Source organism: Spirosoma horti (genome assembly GCF_054776595.1).
The window spans coordinates 283,955-299,618 of record NZ_BAAHBQ010000007.1; the positions used below are offsets into that span (position 1 = coordinate 283,955).

General features: G+C 51.6%; 10 protein-coding genes. 9 read left to right on the plus strand and 1 reads right to left on the minus strand.

From position 1 onward, the window contains the following. Nucleotides 1–1,070: 1,070 nt before the first annotated feature. The 5 genes from ACYVAM_RS22730 (at nucleotide 1,071) to ACYVAM_RS22750 (ending at nucleotide 10,597) form a co-directional block, all read left to right on the plus strand. Nucleotides 1,071–3,656: a glycosyl hydrolase family 28-related protein gene (locus ACYVAM_RS22730; RefSeq protein WP_461071328.1), complete on the plus strand. Its 2,586-nt coding sequence runs from the start codon at nucleotides 1,071–1,073 to the stop codon at nucleotides 3,654–3,656. A 530-nt stretch (nucleotides 3,657–4,186) separates the two neighbouring features. After that, on the plus strand, nucleotides 4,187–6,757 hold the full coding sequence (locus tag ACYVAM_RS22735) for a glycosyl hydrolase family 28-related protein (protein ID WP_461071330.1): 2,571 nt from the start codon (nucleotides 4,187–4,189) through the stop codon (nucleotides 6,755–6,757). A 903-nt stretch (nucleotides 6,758–7,660) separates the two neighbouring features. Beyond that, complete coding sequence (locus ACYVAM_RS22740) at nucleotides 7,661–8,137, plus strand: response regulator (RefSeq protein WP_461071331.1); 477 nt, start codon at nucleotides 7,661–7,663, stop codon at nucleotides 8,135–8,137. 243 nt (nucleotides 8,138–8,380) lie between these two features. Beyond that, a complete protein-coding gene (locus ACYVAM_RS22745; protein ID WP_461071333.1) occupies nucleotides 8,381–9,517 on the plus strand; it encodes a redoxin domain-containing protein in 1,137 nt (378 codons plus the stop codon). 12 nt (nucleotides 9,518–9,529) lie between these two features. Continuing rightward, nucleotides 9,530–10,597, plus strand: coding sequence for a PLP-dependent cysteine synthase family protein (locus ACYVAM_RS22750; RefSeq protein ID WP_461071335.1), 1,068 nt, complete (start codon nucleotides 9,530–9,532; stop codon nucleotides 10,595–10,597). Between the two features lie 30 nt (nucleotides 10,598–10,627). Here the strand turns inward: ACYVAM_RS22750 and ACYVAM_RS22755 are convergent, their stop codons facing one another. After that, nucleotides 10,628–12,103 carry a M48 family metalloprotease gene (locus ACYVAM_RS22755; RefSeq protein WP_461071337.1) on the minus strand — a complete coding sequence of 492 codons (1,476 nt, stop codon included), beginning with the start codon at nucleotides 12,101–12,103 and terminating at the stop codon, nucleotides 10,628–10,630. Nucleotides 12,104–12,280: 177 nt separating this feature from the next. Here ACYVAM_RS22755 and ACYVAM_RS22760 point away from each other — a divergent pair, with 177 nt between their 5' ends. The 4 genes from ACYVAM_RS22760 (at nucleotide 12,281) to ACYVAM_RS22775 (ending at nucleotide 15,573) form a co-directional block, all read left to right on the plus strand. Continuing rightward, entirely contained in the window at nucleotides 12,281–12,493 is a 213-nt protein-coding gene (locus ACYVAM_RS22760; protein ID WP_461071339.1) for a hypothetical protein, read from the plus strand. Nucleotides 12,494–12,554: 61 nt separating this feature from the next. Next, a complete protein-coding gene (locus ACYVAM_RS22765; RefSeq protein WP_461071341.1) occupies nucleotides 12,555–13,874 on the plus strand; it encodes a Gfo/Idh/MocA family protein in 1,320 nt (439 codons plus the stop codon). 225 nt (nucleotides 13,875–14,099) lie between these two features. Next, entirely contained in the window at nucleotides 14,100–14,639 is a 540-nt protein-coding gene (locus ACYVAM_RS22770) for a hypothetical protein (protein WP_461071343.1), read from the plus strand. A 358-nt stretch (nucleotides 14,640–14,997) separates the two neighbouring features. Further along, complete coding sequence (locus ACYVAM_RS22775; RefSeq protein ID WP_461071345.1) at nucleotides 14,998–15,573, plus strand: carboxymuconolactone decarboxylase family protein; 576 nt, start codon at nucleotides 14,998–15,000, stop codon at nucleotides 15,571–15,573. Nucleotides 15,574–15,664 lie beyond the last annotated feature (91 nt).

A 15,664-nucleotide genomic window follows, 5' to 3' on the forward strand; every position in this document is an offset into this window, starting at 1 on the left:
CTAAAAAGTATCGCTTGTTAAAGAAAGGCGTACATAAATACCATAGCTTTCTTGGAAGATAAGGCCTGACTTTAATAGACCAAATTCGCAATAGATTATATAAGTGCACACATTTAGAGAATCAGTATTGTCATCAATAAAATTTAATGTTACTGATAATTAAAAGTGATTAATATAAATAGGTAATTTTGTTGGAATAGCCTTTTGGCTTGGAACCAGGTTTTAAGCTGTTTATCCAGTTTGAATAGTATTGCTTGTGAACACGTAACTATAAAAAAACAACTGGGCTACCCCACCTATCTAATCCTCCCAGGAATATTTAACAAACCTGTTAATCCTGGTTTAGCTACAAAAATCCAGGAAGGTGAAAACGTAAAACACACGTATAGAGTGTATTTAAAAATCAATTTTAATTGACTTAGCCACAAAAGAGACTATTTATAAAAAAGCAGGCACAAAATTTAATTTATAGATCCATCAACTCTATATGAACAATTTTCATGAATAGGAACAACCTGACAAATACAGGTGCAACCATTAAAAAATATCGTTCAACAGATCATTTGTTTACTATAGCCAGCTTAATGAATACCCAAAATCATATAGAAGTATACCTTTACTGGATTATTAATTAATTACTTATCTACGCTTATCATACAAGTTAGTTTAAGAAAATAATTCGCCAGTTAACAGTGAAAAGGCGACTTGATTAATAGCTTTTTTTCATATATAAAAAATATTATTTATTAAGCGGTAGCTTTACTATGTTTGTATAAATTCTTCAACAAACTATCATATATATGTAGACAAACGCGTATGAGTTACTCACTACTAATTGCTAATTCCTGCCTGAATTAGTTAATCAATTGTTGTCTTTAATGGGTAGCCGTTTTGAGCCTAGTATAGCTCTTTATGTAGTCTTCGACTATCCATACCTTATGGCCGTGCTCATCAATTAATCAACCCACATTCACTGAACGTATATCGTCGTCTGGTATAAAATCTGCGCAAGATTTTATAGGTGGCATCGCTGTGTCTGTAGGGCAACCATTACGTTTAAACATTATTTCATGATTCGCCGTACTTTATTCTCGTTTCTGTTGCTTGCTCTCGCGCTGCTCACCCTCCCCCCCGCCAGCGCCCAACCCGTCATCTTCAACATCAGTCCATCCATCCAGCCCGGTGAAGCCATCAGCCTGCAGGGAAACTTCTCCTCGGCGGCAAAAGCCTTTATGCTGGCGGGCACCGCAGACACTCCCATCACCCTGCCCATCCTGGTCCAGACCACAGGACAGGCAACCGTACAGATACCCGCCAACATCCCAATCGACCGATACCAGATCTGGCTCCAGGACCAGGGCGCCAACTCCCCACGCGTCAATCTCAATCAGGCATGGCCCATGCACGCCGACTCGCCCGACATCAACCCCGGCGGACAACTCCGAATCTTCGGCCGTAACCTGCTCCTCAAACGGGGGACACCGGCGGTCCGGCTCGTCGAAGGCAGCAACTCCCTGCCCGCCACCGTCCTCTCCGATCAGAGCAACGCCTTCTGCCTGACCATCCAACTGCCCACCACCCTCCAGCCCGGACGAACCTACACCCTGTATGCCTCCAACGGGCTGGGCGGCACCACCACCGCCACCGAAACCAGGCTCGAACAGCCCCTGACGGCCATCCCCACCACCTCCGACTACTTCCAGCTGGGCGTCCCCTGGGCCAACAAGTTCGACTTCTACCGAAACGTCTACAACGTCAAAACCGACCCCAGGCTCCCCGCCAAAGCCACCGGCAACGGTTCCACAAACGACCAGACCGCCATCCAGGCCGCCATCGACCGGGCCAGCGCCGATGGCGGGGGCATCGTCTTCCTGCCAGCGGGCACCTACAAACTCACCTCCCCCTACTTCGAGTACATCCACATGCGCGACCGGGTCGTGCTGCAGGGAGCGGGCAAAGACCAGACCCTGCTCAAGTTCGGCTACCAGCTCGACCAGCCCCACATGGGCCTCTACTGGCCCCCCACCACCACCCTGGCCGGGCTGGCCGACCTGGCCCTGATCAACGTCGACAACACCGGCAGCGAGCAGGTGGGCAACATGCGCGGGCAGGCCAAAGAAGCCTTCTTCCAGCGCGTGCGCTTCGAGCTCAACCAGGGCGACTGGCTGTGGTGGGCCAACTCGGAGAAGATCCTGCTGGCCAACTCGGACTTCCTCCAGGGCGTCGATAGCCGCACCCACTATCATGGCCCCCTGATGTTCAATGGCTGCACCCACTTTGTGATCCGCGACAACAAGTTCACCTATGCCGTCGACGGGCTCAACCTCAACTTTGCCCACGACGGCGTGTTTCAGAACAACCAGGTCTTTCGCGACGGCTCGGCCCGCTACCCCGCCAGCACGGTCAACCATGTGCTGGTGGTCAACTTCACCTACAACCTGGCCGTGCTCGACAACGTCTTCAAGGTCATCAACGGGCCGGCCCAGAACCGCAATGATGGGGAGACCATCATCAGCGAGGGGGGGGGCGGGGACCGCATCGATGAGGAGACGGGCACGGTGAGCTGGGCGGGGGGTGTCAACCTGCGGGACGAGGCCAAGAACTGGGGGGCGTTTCGGCTCAGTCCGGTGGTGGCCATTGTGAGTGGGAAGGGCATGGGGCAGTGGCGCCGGATCACCAGCCGCAGCGGCAACACGCTGAGTCTGGAGAGGGCCTGGGATGTGGCTCCTGAAGCGGGGAGCCGCTACACGATCTTCAACTGGGGTTCGCGCAACTGGCTGGTGTCGGGCAACTACATGGAGGGCAACCGGCGGGGCATCACCCTGTATCACAACGCGACCACGCAGGTGGCCCTGGTGCTGAACACGCTGGTCAACAGTGGCTCGATCGATCTGACGCCCATGCAGCTCAATGACGGTAGTCAGAAGTTCATTCCTATGTATACCAATCAAATTGTTGGCAACCTTGTCGCGAATACAAATCGTTCGAATGGGGTGTTCATTGGTGTACACACCGTGCAACATGCACAGGAACGCACATTCGGCACCTCGGTCATTGGCCTGGAGGTACGGGGTAATAATGTTGTTGCCGGACAACCCAATACGCCAGCTATAGTCGATGACACGTTCCCCGAAGGCTATTTGAATTATCTGGAATATCACCCTATGACGTTCTATAATGACGAACGCATACCGGCCATACTAGGGAGTATTTTCCAAAATAACTCAGCGACCAATTGCGACAATGCTCTTTACTTGAATACCGGCTCCTACAACACGTACATCTGTAACTTAAGCCTGGAGAATTCAGCTAATTTAATAAAGGACACTGCATTTGATCGGGTTACTCACGCTGCAGTTGGCACAGCCTCCTGTACGCCCCTTCCACAACGATCGGGTCGGTTGGCGGAAGCAGAAGAGTTACTCATAAAGGCTTATCCAAATCCAGCCACATCCGAACTGCATGTCAGCCTGACCAGTGCGGGTGCCCGCATACTTATTTATTCAACGACGGGGGTGATTCTCCTGGATAGCCGTACCGATACGGCAGAGGCTACCCTGAATATCCAGCGACTTACACCAGGCGTATACACCTTACTTGTCATACCAGACAAAGGACCACAATCCAGACAGCATTTTATCAAACAGGATGGTTGAGCCGGTATTCCACTTCTATCAGCTACGTACATTCCATGCAGTATTAGGATCGTATCTGAAGTGATTTTCAAGAACTGATCACTGCTGAAAACCGCGTAAGGGCCATGACCTATCGATAACAGATAGGTCATGGCCCTTATGTATTTTACTGGCTTGAGATCAGCTTGAGCAAGAGCAACTAACGCAACCTGTATCGCTACTTAAGCAGCTGATAAACAGACTTAAACAAAAACTACCGTATAATATTTTTAGGCATTATCGATCGCACAACATTGCCCGCGAAGTGTATATTTACTGTACACACAACCCGTTGACTGGGCAAAAAAAGACCTGACCAAATACAGGTATTCGTTTAGTAAATTTTGCATACAAAGGTCAGCCGGGGGTTTATTAAAATTGCTGTTCGAGATACAAATACAGGATAAGAAAAGGTACTGAAAGATCCGGTCTACTTGATTGGAAAGTAGCCAATCTGACCTTTTTATTAATCAGCATTAGGCGATCTCCTATCCTACTAAACTTATTTTTTTATGACTCATCGTTCGCTGCATCCATTTCTGTTGCTTGCTCTCGCGCTGCTCACCCTCCCCCCCGCCAGCGCCCAACCCGTCATCTTCAACATCAGTCCATCCATCCAGCCCGGTGAAGCCATCAGCCTGCAGGGAAACTTCTCCTCGGCGGCAAAAGCCTTTATGCTGGCGGGCACCGCAGACACTCCCATCACCCTGCCCATCCTGGTCCAGACCACAGGACAGGCAACCGTACAGATACCCGCCAACATCCCAATCGACCGATACCAGATCTGGCTCCAGGACCAGGGCGCCAACTCCCCACGCGTCAATCTCAATCAGGCATGGCCCATGCACGCCGACTCGCCCGACATCAACCCCGGCGGACAACTCCGAATCTTCGGCCGTAACCTGCTCCTCAAACGGGGGACACCGGCGGTCCGGCTCGTCGAAGGCAGCAACTCCCTGCCCGCCACCGTCCTCTCCGATCAGAGCAACGCCTTCTGCCTGACCATCCAACTGCCCACCACCCTCCAGCCCGGACGAACCTACACCCTGTATGCCTCCAACGGGCTGGGCGGCACCACCACCGCCACCGAAACCAGGCTCGAACAGCCCCTGACGGCCATCCCCACCACCTCCGACTACTTCCAGCTGGGCGTCCCCTGGGCCAACAAGTTCGACTTCTACCGAAACGTCTACAACGTCAAAACCGACCCCAGGCTCCCCGCCAAAGCCACCGGCAACGGTTCCACAAACGACCAGACCGCCATCCAGGCCGCCATCGACCGGGCCAGCGCCGATGGCGGGGGCATCGTCTTCCTGCCAGCGGGCACCTACAAACTCACCTCCCCCTACTTCGAGTACATCCACATGCGCGACCGGGTCGTGCTGCAGGGAGCGGGCAAAGACCAGACCCTGCTCAAGTTCGGCTACCAGCTCGACCAGCCCCACATGGGCCTCTACTGGCCCCCCACCACCACCCTGGCCGGGCTGGCCGACCTGGCCCTGATCAACGTCGACAACACCGGCAGCGAGCAGGTGGGCAACATGCGCGGGCAGGCCAAAGAAGCCTTCTTCCAGCGCGTGCGCTTCGAGCTCAACCAGGGCGACTGGCTGTGGTGGGCCAACTCGGAGAAGATCCTGCTGGCCAACTCGGACTTCCTCCAGGGCGTCGATAGCCGCACCCACTATCATGGCCCCCTGATGTTCAATGGCTGCACCCACTTTGTGATCCGCGACAACAAGTTCACCTATGCCGTCGACGGGCTCAACCTCAACTTTGCCCACGACGGCGTGTTTCAGAACAACCAGGTCTTTCGCGACGGCTCGGCCCGCTACCCCGCCAGCACGGTCAACCATGTGCTGGTGGTCAACTTCACCTACAACCTGGCCGTGCTCGACAACGTCTTCAAGGTCATCAACGGGCCGGCCCAGAACCGCAATGATGGGGAGACCATCATCAGCGAGGGGGGGGGCGGGGACCGCATCGATGAGGAGACGGGCACGGTGAGCTGGGCGGGGGGTGTCAACCTGCGGGACGAGGCCAAGAACTGGGGGGCGTTTCGGCTCAGTCCGGTGGTGGCCATTGTGAGTGGGAAGGGCATGGGGCAGTGGCGCCGGATCACCAGCCGCAGCGGCAACACGCTAAGTCTGGAGAGGGCCTGGGATGTGGCTCCTGAAGCGGGGAGCCGCTACACGATCTTCAACTGGGGTTCGCGCAACTGGCTGGTGTCGGGCAACTACATGGAGGGCAACCGGCGGGGCATCACCCTGTATCACAACGCGACCACGCAGGTGGCCCTGGTGCTGAACACGCTGGTCAACAGTGGCTCGATCGATCTGACGCCCATACAGGTCGATGACGGTAGTCAGAAGTTCATTCCCATGTATACGAACCAGATTATTGCCAATTCCGTCGCGAACACGGATGGCTCGAATGGGGTGTTCATTGGTGTACACACCGTTCAGGCTATACAGGAGCGCACGTTTGGCACCTCGGTCATTGGCCTGGAGATCCGTGACAATAACTTACTCACGGCCCATCCTAACATTCCGGCCATTGTGGATGCCCCTTTCCCCGAAGGTTATTTGAATTATCTGCAGTTTCAGCCACTCAACAAATCGTACGTCGAAGAAAACATACCGGCCATATTAGGGAGCATTTTCCAGAATAACACAGCCGCCAATTGTGACAATGCGCTCTATGTCAATTCGGGTTCTCATAATACACTCGTGTGTGGTATGAGTTTAGAAAATACGACCAATTTACTTAAAGATGACCGCCTTGATGGTACGAGTCAAACATCCATCGGAACGACGTTATGCCTGGCCAACCCGGTTGGTACGCCACGCTCCGATATAAAAATTTACCCGAATCCGGTTACCACTGAACTACACATACAATTGCCTACGGCTGGTGCCCAGTTTAAGGTTTATTCGATGGCGGGGGTGCTGCTTGTCGATACACGCTCCTCAACAAATGCCATTGATCTGGACGTAAAGAGTTTACCAACTGGAACTTATGTCCTGCTGGTCGAGCCTGACGAAGGCGGAAGGATGAGCCAGAACTTTATTAAGCAGAAACTCTGATTCCGGCTCCTGAGGGTAAACTTGAGGGTTTGCAAACAGCTGTTTGTCTGGTGGTGACAACAGTCATTCTGACCTTTTTATCAAATGGATATTCATGTTGATAACCAATAGGTTATACAATTAGCGGTTGACTTATCAGCCAGCATCAATCGTAGTTATTAAAAATATTAATTAGCTACCCTATACTACCAATCTGGTAGACTCATTTAGAGCATTTACCTTTTTCAAGAATCCTATATGTATACATAATTATACTATTGACAATAGTTTTCAGGTCCATTTCTGGTACATTCCCAAAAATGATCGGCCATCTAACAAAGGAAGTTTATTCGTTTTCCACAAAAGTAACTATCTGTAAATCAGAAAGTTCACTTGTTTTCTACTATCTAATTGAGTAGTCTTGTCATAAGACTTTTTATCCTCTGGATACGCTTCACTAAAAGCGCCATGAATGGCCACCGATAAAGCTGTATCGACTTTATTACTCGCTTATGGAACATTTTTTTCTACTCCCGTACCTTTCCGGTCACTCCTTCTTACCACCCGTTGGTTCAACCCCTCAGAATCCTGTATCAGAAAACAGGGAGCATCCGGGGGTTGCACTCACCCGCTAAGCAACAATACGTTGAAACGATAAGACCAGTTTGGCCTTGTGTTACGCTGAAACAACTTGCCAGAAAGGCCAGGGTTTCTATCAATAAGTCCGCTGGACCAAGAGAATCAACGGATTATAGAACGGGCAACAAAAGCTTATTTTTCACCAGCGTCTTATTCAGGACACTAGTAAAGAGGGGCCGATTTACGCCTATTCCTCTATGCCAACACCCATCAGAAATCTATTTGATGGTTCCTTACGCTTATCCTTAACAACCAATTAACGAACGACTTAACACGCTCCTATTCATGGCTACCACTACTAACCCAAAACGTCGAAAGGCAAACCGGACGCCGATCTTAGTCGTAGAGAGTAACGCCGATCACTGGCTCATCATCCGCTCGGCGCTGGCTCAATGCTTCCCCGAAGTAGAACCGATCTGGATGAATCACGGCACCCAAACCTTGTCTTACCTGGACAAGTGCTCGACAGACAGCAATCGATTGCCCCGGCTGATTTTACTGGAGCCTTATTTACCCAGCCAGGAAGATGGCTGGGCCCTGCTAAAATCAATTAAAGCACATCCGCAATACCAGCATATTCCGGTTATCACCCTGAGCCATTCCCAGGATTACAAAGACATTGTCAAGTCATACAGTTTCAGCGTAGCGGCTTACATTACCAAACCTACGGTTTACCATAAATGGCTTTCGTGTTTTTATACCTTACGGCGCTATTGGTGGGAATTGGCCATTTTACCCGCTCCCACCTTGTTGCCTGATTAATTCCGATCGATTTTCCCTGCGAAGTCGGTTACTCAACTTTAACTCCACTTAAGTCTGTTTTCTTAGGAAAGCCAATTCGTTCACGTTCGTTTTGCCTATCCAGGCGGCCCTAAAATGAGTACACATGACACCCGGTGATCGGTGTCATGTGTACTCATTTGCCTTGAAATAGCCTATTCCAATAGCTTAACCTACCTTTTTCTGCTATGTTTGAGCACCAAAATCAACAAACGAATCAATCGTATGAGGCATTCAATTCTGGCCACGCTGATCGTAACGCCTTCGCTACTCTGGGCTCAGAGCGGTTCCTTTACCCTGAACGGGAAGTTACCCGCTTATAAAACGCCTGCCAAAGTGTATCTACGCTATATGGAAAGTGGTACGGCGAAAATGGATTCGGCCCAAATCAAGAACGGCCTGTTCTCGTTCAAAGGAATGCTTGACAATCCAACTCAGGCCACTTTATTCGTCGATAAACTCGGAACGGGCTTCAGCCGAACCCGGCCCACGGCCGCCAGTAGCCTTTATCTGGAGCCGGGGACCATTACCGTAACCAGTACCGATTCGCTCGACAATGCCATTGCCAGTGGTACCCCGCTGAATGCCGATTATCAGAAGCTGAACGCGATGATGAAGCCCGCAGCCGATAAAATGGCCCAGCTCATGAAAGAATACCGGGCCTTAACCCCGGAGCAACGCAAGTCCAAGGAAATTGAAGAAGCCCTCGACAAGCGTTACGAAGCCATTGAAGCCGATCAAAAGAAAGTCCGGGCGCAGTATATCAAGGAAAATCCATCCACTCTAGTCAGTCTGGACGCCTTGCAGCGGTACTCGTACACACCAGAGTATGCCGAAGTAGGTCCCCTGTTTGACGGCCTGTCGGATAAAATCAGGAACAGCAAAGGAGGTCAGGACTATGCGAAACTGCTGGCGACGATCAAATCCACCTCTATCGGGTCGATGGCGCCCGAGTTCACCCAAGCCGATACATCGGGCAAGAGCGTAGCGTTGAGCAGTTTCCACGGCAAATATGTATTAGTTGACTTCTGGGCGAGCTGGTGCGGTCCCTGCCGGGCCGAAAACCCGAATGTGGTCAAGAACTTCCATCAGTATAAAGACAAGAACTTTACCGTTTTGGGCGTTTCGCTGGATCGGCCCAACGCCCGGGAAGCCTGGCTAAAAGCCATTCATAAAGATGGGCTGGACTGGACGCAGGTGTCGGATCTGAAATTCTGGGATAATGAAGTCGCCAAACAGTATGGCATCCGGTCTATCCCCCAGAATTATCTGATTGGTCCCGATGGAAAAATTGTCGCCAAAAACGTTCGGGGCGAGGAGTTGGGCAAAAAATTAGCCGAAATCCTGGTGGCCAAACCCTGATCATCAACCAGCATGACGTCACCTATCGAACCGACCATAAAACCGGCTATTCAGGAAAAATTTGAACACCTCTGGCATTTGGTCGGCAATACGCCCATGCTGGAATTGTTCTATACCGACCGGGGCCAGCCGCGTTCGCTCTACGTTAAGTGCGAACACTATAACCTGACCGGCAGCATGAAAGACCGAATGGCGTTGCATGTCCTGCATCAGGCCTATCGGGAGGGAAACATTCGGCCGGGCGACCGTATCGTTGAAGCCACCAGCGGCAGTTCGGGTATTGCCTTTTCGGCGGTGGGACGTGCACTGGGGCATCCCGTTACGATCATCATGCCGGCGGGTATCAGCCAGGAGCGCATCGACATCATTCGGAGTCTGGGTGCCGATATCGTGCTGTTTACCAAAGAGGAAGGCGGCTTTATGGGTGCCATCCGGCGGTCGGAAGAACTAGCCGCCAGCGATCCGCACGTGTTCCTGCCCCGACAGTTTGCCAACAAGTACAACGCCGACGCGCACCGCCTGACAACGGGCAAGGAAATCTGGCTGCAACTCCAGAGCGTGGACATTACCCCCGATGCGTTTGTGGCGGGTGTTGGCACCGGCGGAACGGTCATGGGCGTAGGGCGCTACCTCAAATCCCGCAAACCCGACATTCGTATTCACCCGCTCGAACCCGCCGAGTCGCCAACGCTGTCGGTGGGGCATAAAACCGGAACGCATCGGATTCAGGGCTTCTTTGATGAGTTTATTCCGGATATTCTGAAGCTGAACGAACTGGATCACATCGTGCAGGCCAGTGATGGCGACTCCATTTTAGTTGCGCAGAAGCTGGCTCTCCAATTGGGCGTAGCGGTGGGCATTTCGTCGGGTGCCAACTTGATCGGGGCCATCAACCTTCAGCGCGAACTGGGTCCCGACGCCCGTGTCGTGACTATTCTCTGCGACAGTAACAAGAAATACCTCAGTACGGATCTGGTGCGGGAAGAGCCCATCAAGCCGGGCTACGTGGCCCCCGATATTGACTTTACCGATTACCGGCCCATCAGCCGACTATTGGTCGGTCGACCGGGTGTTTTCTGAAATGCAATTGCCTAAGTGACGATCAAGGCCCTACCGGCTTATTACTTTGACCAAAGCGCCCTTCGCTACGCGATCATCAGCTTTAAGGCCATTCAATACACCGGCCTCCTCTACCCGACTGGCGGGTAAGCCCAACGCTGTTACTACTTCCCGGAACGAACCATCGCGGGGAGAAGCCTTCACAAAGACCCGCTCTGCTTTCCGATTGAGTTTATCAGTATCGGAAAGCGAGCGGAAATTCTCGGCTACCTGCTTAAATGTCCCGAAACTTGTCGTAAAGTCGGGGGTGGCAGCCAACCCATGCAGCGCATAGACGGCATTGTTGTACTGAATCAGCCAGGTGCCGATTTGAAGAGCCGTTTTAGGATCTTGTGCCTGTTGCTGACCTTGCTGTTGTTGGGTCTGTTGCCGCGAAATGAGTACGTAGGCCGGGTTACCATGTATGGTGGTTTTACTGTTCTCCAGCACGTTCAGGCTCAATTCTTTTACCAGATTCTGAGCTGCTTCGTCCAGTGAGCTTCCTTTCGCCAGCATCAGAATCATCGCAGATTTACCGTCTTTCGCGGCCATTTGAAACTGGGTAGGTGAGTTTTGGGCCTGCCAGCTGTTTGGTACAGGAAACTGAAAACGTAGCTCAGGATGATAGAAATAGCCGTTTTCAACAAACCCCTGCTTCGGGTCTTCACCATACACAATTCCATTGATCAGCCGCAGATATTGGTCGCGATCGACCCGGTAAGCCGTTGGGTTCTTGGCCTGATACTCTTTTGCCAGGTCATGCACGCGCGTGAACCGGTTGCCCGGATCGGGGTGTGTCGACATAAACTGAGGTATGGCCTGGCCTGAGTTGTCGGAAAGGCGTTTGAGCGTTCCGAAAAAATCCGCCATCTGGTGCGCATCGTAGCCAATCTTACTGGAGTATTCTACCCCGAGCTTATCGGATTCCGATTCGTGGTCGCGGCTGTATTTTAGCGACAGAAGGCCCATTCCCTGTTGAAGCGCTTCCATATTCTGGCCAACAACCTGAGGGGCCAGCACAGCGCCACCAATCAGCGCAATCGTACTCAGCAGTTGACTTTTCTGAGAGCGTGCTGCGTGCTTGGCCGTAATATGACCGATTTCGTGACCCAGTACTCCGGCAAATTCAGCTTCATTGTTAAAGTGAGCCAAAATACCCCGCGTAAAATAAACGTAGCCCCCTGGTACGGCAAAGGCATTCACAATGGGGGAATCAACGATGTAAAACTGGTAAGGAAGATCGGGCCGGTGCGAAATCCTGGCCATGGCTTTTCCCTTTTCATTCATAAACGCCTGAAGATTTTTGTCCTCATACAAACCCATCGTGGCAACAACTGACGGATGAGACTCTTTACCGATGGCAATTTCCTGCTCGGTCGACATCATGCTTATTTCGCGCTTGCCGGTAACCGGATTACGGGCGCAGGCAAAGGCAACCAGAAATATACAGATAATAATAAGTTGTCTTCCGTATGTGTGTGTATACATGGTGGCGTATTAAATCGTGTGTAGCGCATCGTTCCGCTTGGAAAAGGCAAGCCGATCTTTGTCAAACCTAGTATTAACAATAAACGACCCTCCATTTGTTTAATGCGTTTTTAATCTCACACCCATTTGAACACAGGTTTTCAGCTCACCGCTCCATGAAAACGGGTAAAAGAGCCTATGGAAAGGACTTTACAGGAAATGGACAAGACGACAGTCTATTTTTTACAGATAGTCGGATTAGCCACTTTACTGGCGGTTCAGAGGGCGTCGGCAAAAAAACAACCCGTCGATCTGGCGAATCCGCTGGTCGATTCGACCAACTTCCGCGGGTTCTTTTTTAACTCAGCTACCCGCCCGTTCGGCATGGTTCAGCCTAAAGCTAGCTGTTAAGCGTGTTGGCATTTTGACAATTACCTGCATAGACATCTAAACCCTTTAACGTAAATCAATAATGAAAGAGGAACAGCCAATCAATCGCCGGGATTTCGTCGCGAAAGCAGCCACGGCCGTGGCCGGATTTATGATCGTTCCCCGCTTTGTTCTGGGTGGCAAACGACCCGATGGCTCCCCCTATATAGCCCCCAGTGATGTCATTTCGCTGGGTTTTATTGGCACAGGCAAGCAGGGAAGAGGATTGACGACGTCATTCCTGAACACAAATGAAGCCCGAATTGTCGCCATTAGTGAGGTCTACAAAGCAAAGGCTCAACTGGCTCTGGATCGAATTAAAGACCATTATGCCAAGAATACACAGTTGGGTACCTTCTCCGATATTCCGGTTTATACGGACTTCCGGGAGGTACTGGCCCGCAAAGATGTCGACGCCGTCGTGATTGCCGCTCCCGATCACTGGCACGCAGCCATGGCCGTTCGGGCCGCCGAAGCCGGAAAAGACATCTACTGCGAAAAGCCGCTGGCACTGACCGTAAAGGAAGGCCGGGCCATGGTCAATGCCACGCGTAAATACAATCGTGTTTTTCAAACGGGGAGTATGCAACGCTCATGGCCTGAGTTCCGACAAACGGCCGAGTTGATCCGGAACGGCTACATTGGCGAAGTCAAACGCATCAAAGTAAACGTTGGCCCTCCGCCTATTCCCTACAACCTGACGGCCGAACCCATTCCCGAAGGACTGGACTGGTCATCCTGGCTTGGCCCGAACGCACCTGTACCGTTCAATGCGGAACTGGCTCCTCCCATTACGAAGGACGTCTTTCCGAACTGGCGAAACTACCGCGAATTCGGCGGAGGCATGGTGACCGACTGGGGTGCGCACATGTTCGATATTGTGCAGTGGGCCTTGGATATGGACGACAGCGGTCCAGTAGAGGTGATTGCCCCGGACGGAAAAGAGCATCCCTTCCTGACCTATCGGTATGACAACGGCATTGTGATGACCCATGAGCCCTGGGAGTGGAACAACGCGATCCTCTTTACCGGAACGGAAGGCGAACTTCGGGTACAGCGCCGAAAACTGGAAACAACCCCCGCTTCGCTGGCAACGAAAGTTATTGGCGAAACCGAAAAACACGTGTACGCGAGCGAAAACCATTACAAAGATTTTCTGAATGCCATGCGCAAACGGAGCAAGCCCATTTGCGATGTAGAAGTGGGCCACCGAACGGCATCGGTCTGCAACATTGGCAACATCGCCTACCAACTCAAACGCTCATTAGCCTGGAACCCAAAAAAGGAATCCTTCAAGAATGACCCCGAAGCCAACGCCCTGCTCGGCCGATCCATGACCAATAAATGGGGTATTAAGTTGTGAGTAGTTTCTCAAAACCTCGTTGATCAACTGGCAGGTAGCACAAGGTTTAAGAACCTGACACCACCAATTAACTGATAAATAAGGTAAAAATCTGACAATCAACACATAGTTTCTATCCGGGCAGTCTGGTTATCCGAATCATTTTTGGGACGGCTATTGAGCAAACCCGTAGCTTTGTTTAAAATTTAGTACTATTATTGGAAAAAATTTATCTGTGGCATTCGTGTGAAGAAGGCAATATCGATTGGTTTGTTTGGTTTGCTCCTGCATCACATCCTGGCCTATGTGCTGGTGTGCGTGGGTATGTGGTGGCAAGCCGAACATGATCTTTCTCAACGCCTACAGGTATACCGCTCCGTCGATAGCATCGTAGAATTTCAGATTCCCCTCAAAGACAAGCCCGATGCCAGTGCAATCACCCGCACGACATCGGATGGTTTTACGTATCGAGAGCAGTACTATTCAGTCATCAGCATGAACATTCAGGGAGATACCCTGTACATTGCCGGCTTCCAAACGGACAATGATTCGTTCTGGCACGGTGACTTACTATCGTTCATGCAAAAGCACGTGACGGGTGCGGGCGACTCGTCTGGCAAAGCCAATTCGTTGCTGAAATTCCTGATGAAGGAGTACTCAACGACCCCGCGCGTTGCCTTCAGTTTCCAGTCGCCCCGTTGGCATAGCGATAGTCGGATTCCTGAAAAACCGTTTCTAATGCATCAATTAGCCTTGCGGGTTTCTTCTCCACCGCCCGAAATCTGACGGGGATTTTCTGTCTGTTGTGTAGTTTCCGAACTAGTCGCGATCCGGCTTCCGGATGGATTGTCGTACCTGTACTGGTAACGACCTATTCAGTATGGCCCTGAAAACTGTAGCTGTAACGAAACTCGTTACTAGCTAATCGGCTTCGTCGGGCGCATCCGGCAGTGAACAGGCTTATTCCCCGCTATTTCTCCCCAACAATTCTGTTCAACGAGAACGATTTCTGAGATCGTTCTGAGCTTTTTCTAAACGCTGGTCAGGCGTTTAGAAATGGTGTGTCATTTTACTCACGAACATGTCAGTTACAGACCGCTACCGGACGTAGTGATCGTAACTGACCTCAACATTGCCTTACATCATGCCTCATATTCCTTTACCGGACCATTTGCCGGGTATTACGGGCTTGCTCGAATACCGGCTCGATACGGCCATGCCCATTCGCGAACTGACCCAGTTATTACTACGGGGCGAATCGACGCTAACACAGGGCGAACGCGAGTTCATTGCCGCGCTCGTCTCGTCGCGCAACAGTACAAATTTTTGCAATGCCGCTCATACAAAAGCCGCCGACCTGCTTGTGGGTGACAACACAACAGCGGCTGCGGTGAAGGCCGACATCGAAACGGCGCCTGTCAGCGAGAAAATGAAAGCACTTCTGCAAATTGCCGCCCTGACGCAGCAATCCGGTCGTGCCGTTTCGCCGGAGGCCGTCGCCCGCGCTCAGGCGGCTGGTGCCACCGACCGCGAAATTCACGATACGGTGTTGATTACGGCGCTGTTTTGCCTCTACAACAAATACGTCGATGGCCTGGCGACCGTAACACCCACCGATCCAGCCTATTACGACACGCTGGGCGACCGCATTGTGAACCGGGGATACAACCGCCCACCGGGAGGCTATCCATCTCCGCAATCAAATTCAACTAATTCATAATCAGACCACTACAGAGCAGTTTAACTCTCCGGCACACTTAGTACAGGCCAGGAAGGGACAGAACTGTATAAACGTCACTAAGATTTTAACT

Excerpts from the sequence above, each read along its gene's own strand:
- ACYVAM_RS22730 (WP_461071328.1), top strand. The coding sequence starts at position 1,071 with ATGATTCGCCGTACTTTATTCTCGTTTCTGTTGCTTGCTCTCGCGCTG.
- ACYVAM_RS22735 (WP_461071330.1), top strand. The coding sequence starts at position 4,187 with ATGACTCATCGTTCGCTGCATCCATTTCTGTTGCTTGCTCTCGCGCTG.
- ACYVAM_RS22740 (WP_461071331.1), top strand. The coding sequence starts at position 7,661 with ATGGCTACCACTACTAACCCAAAACGTCGAAAGGCAAACCGGACGCCG.
- ACYVAM_RS22745 (WP_461071333.1), top strand. The coding sequence starts at position 8,381 with ATGAGGCATTCAATTCTGGCCACGCTGATCGTAACGCCTTCGCTACTC.
- ACYVAM_RS22750 (WP_461071335.1), top strand. The coding sequence starts at position 9,530 with ATGACGTCACCTATCGAACCGACCATAAAACCGGCTATTCAGGAAAAA.
- ACYVAM_RS22755 (WP_461071337.1), bottom strand. The coding sequence starts at position 12,103 with ATGTATACACACACATACGGAAGACAACTTATTATTATCTGTATATTT.
- ACYVAM_RS22760 (WP_461071339.1), top strand. The coding sequence starts at position 12,281 with ATGGAAAGGACTTTACAGGAAATGGACAAGACGACAGTCTATTTTTTA.
- ACYVAM_RS22765 (WP_461071341.1), top strand. The coding sequence starts at position 12,555 with ATGAAAGAGGAACAGCCAATCAATCGCCGGGATTTCGTCGCGAAAGCA.
- ACYVAM_RS22775 (WP_461071345.1), top strand. The coding sequence starts at position 14,998 with ATGCCTCATATTCCTTTACCGGACCATTTGCCGGGTATTACGGGCTTG.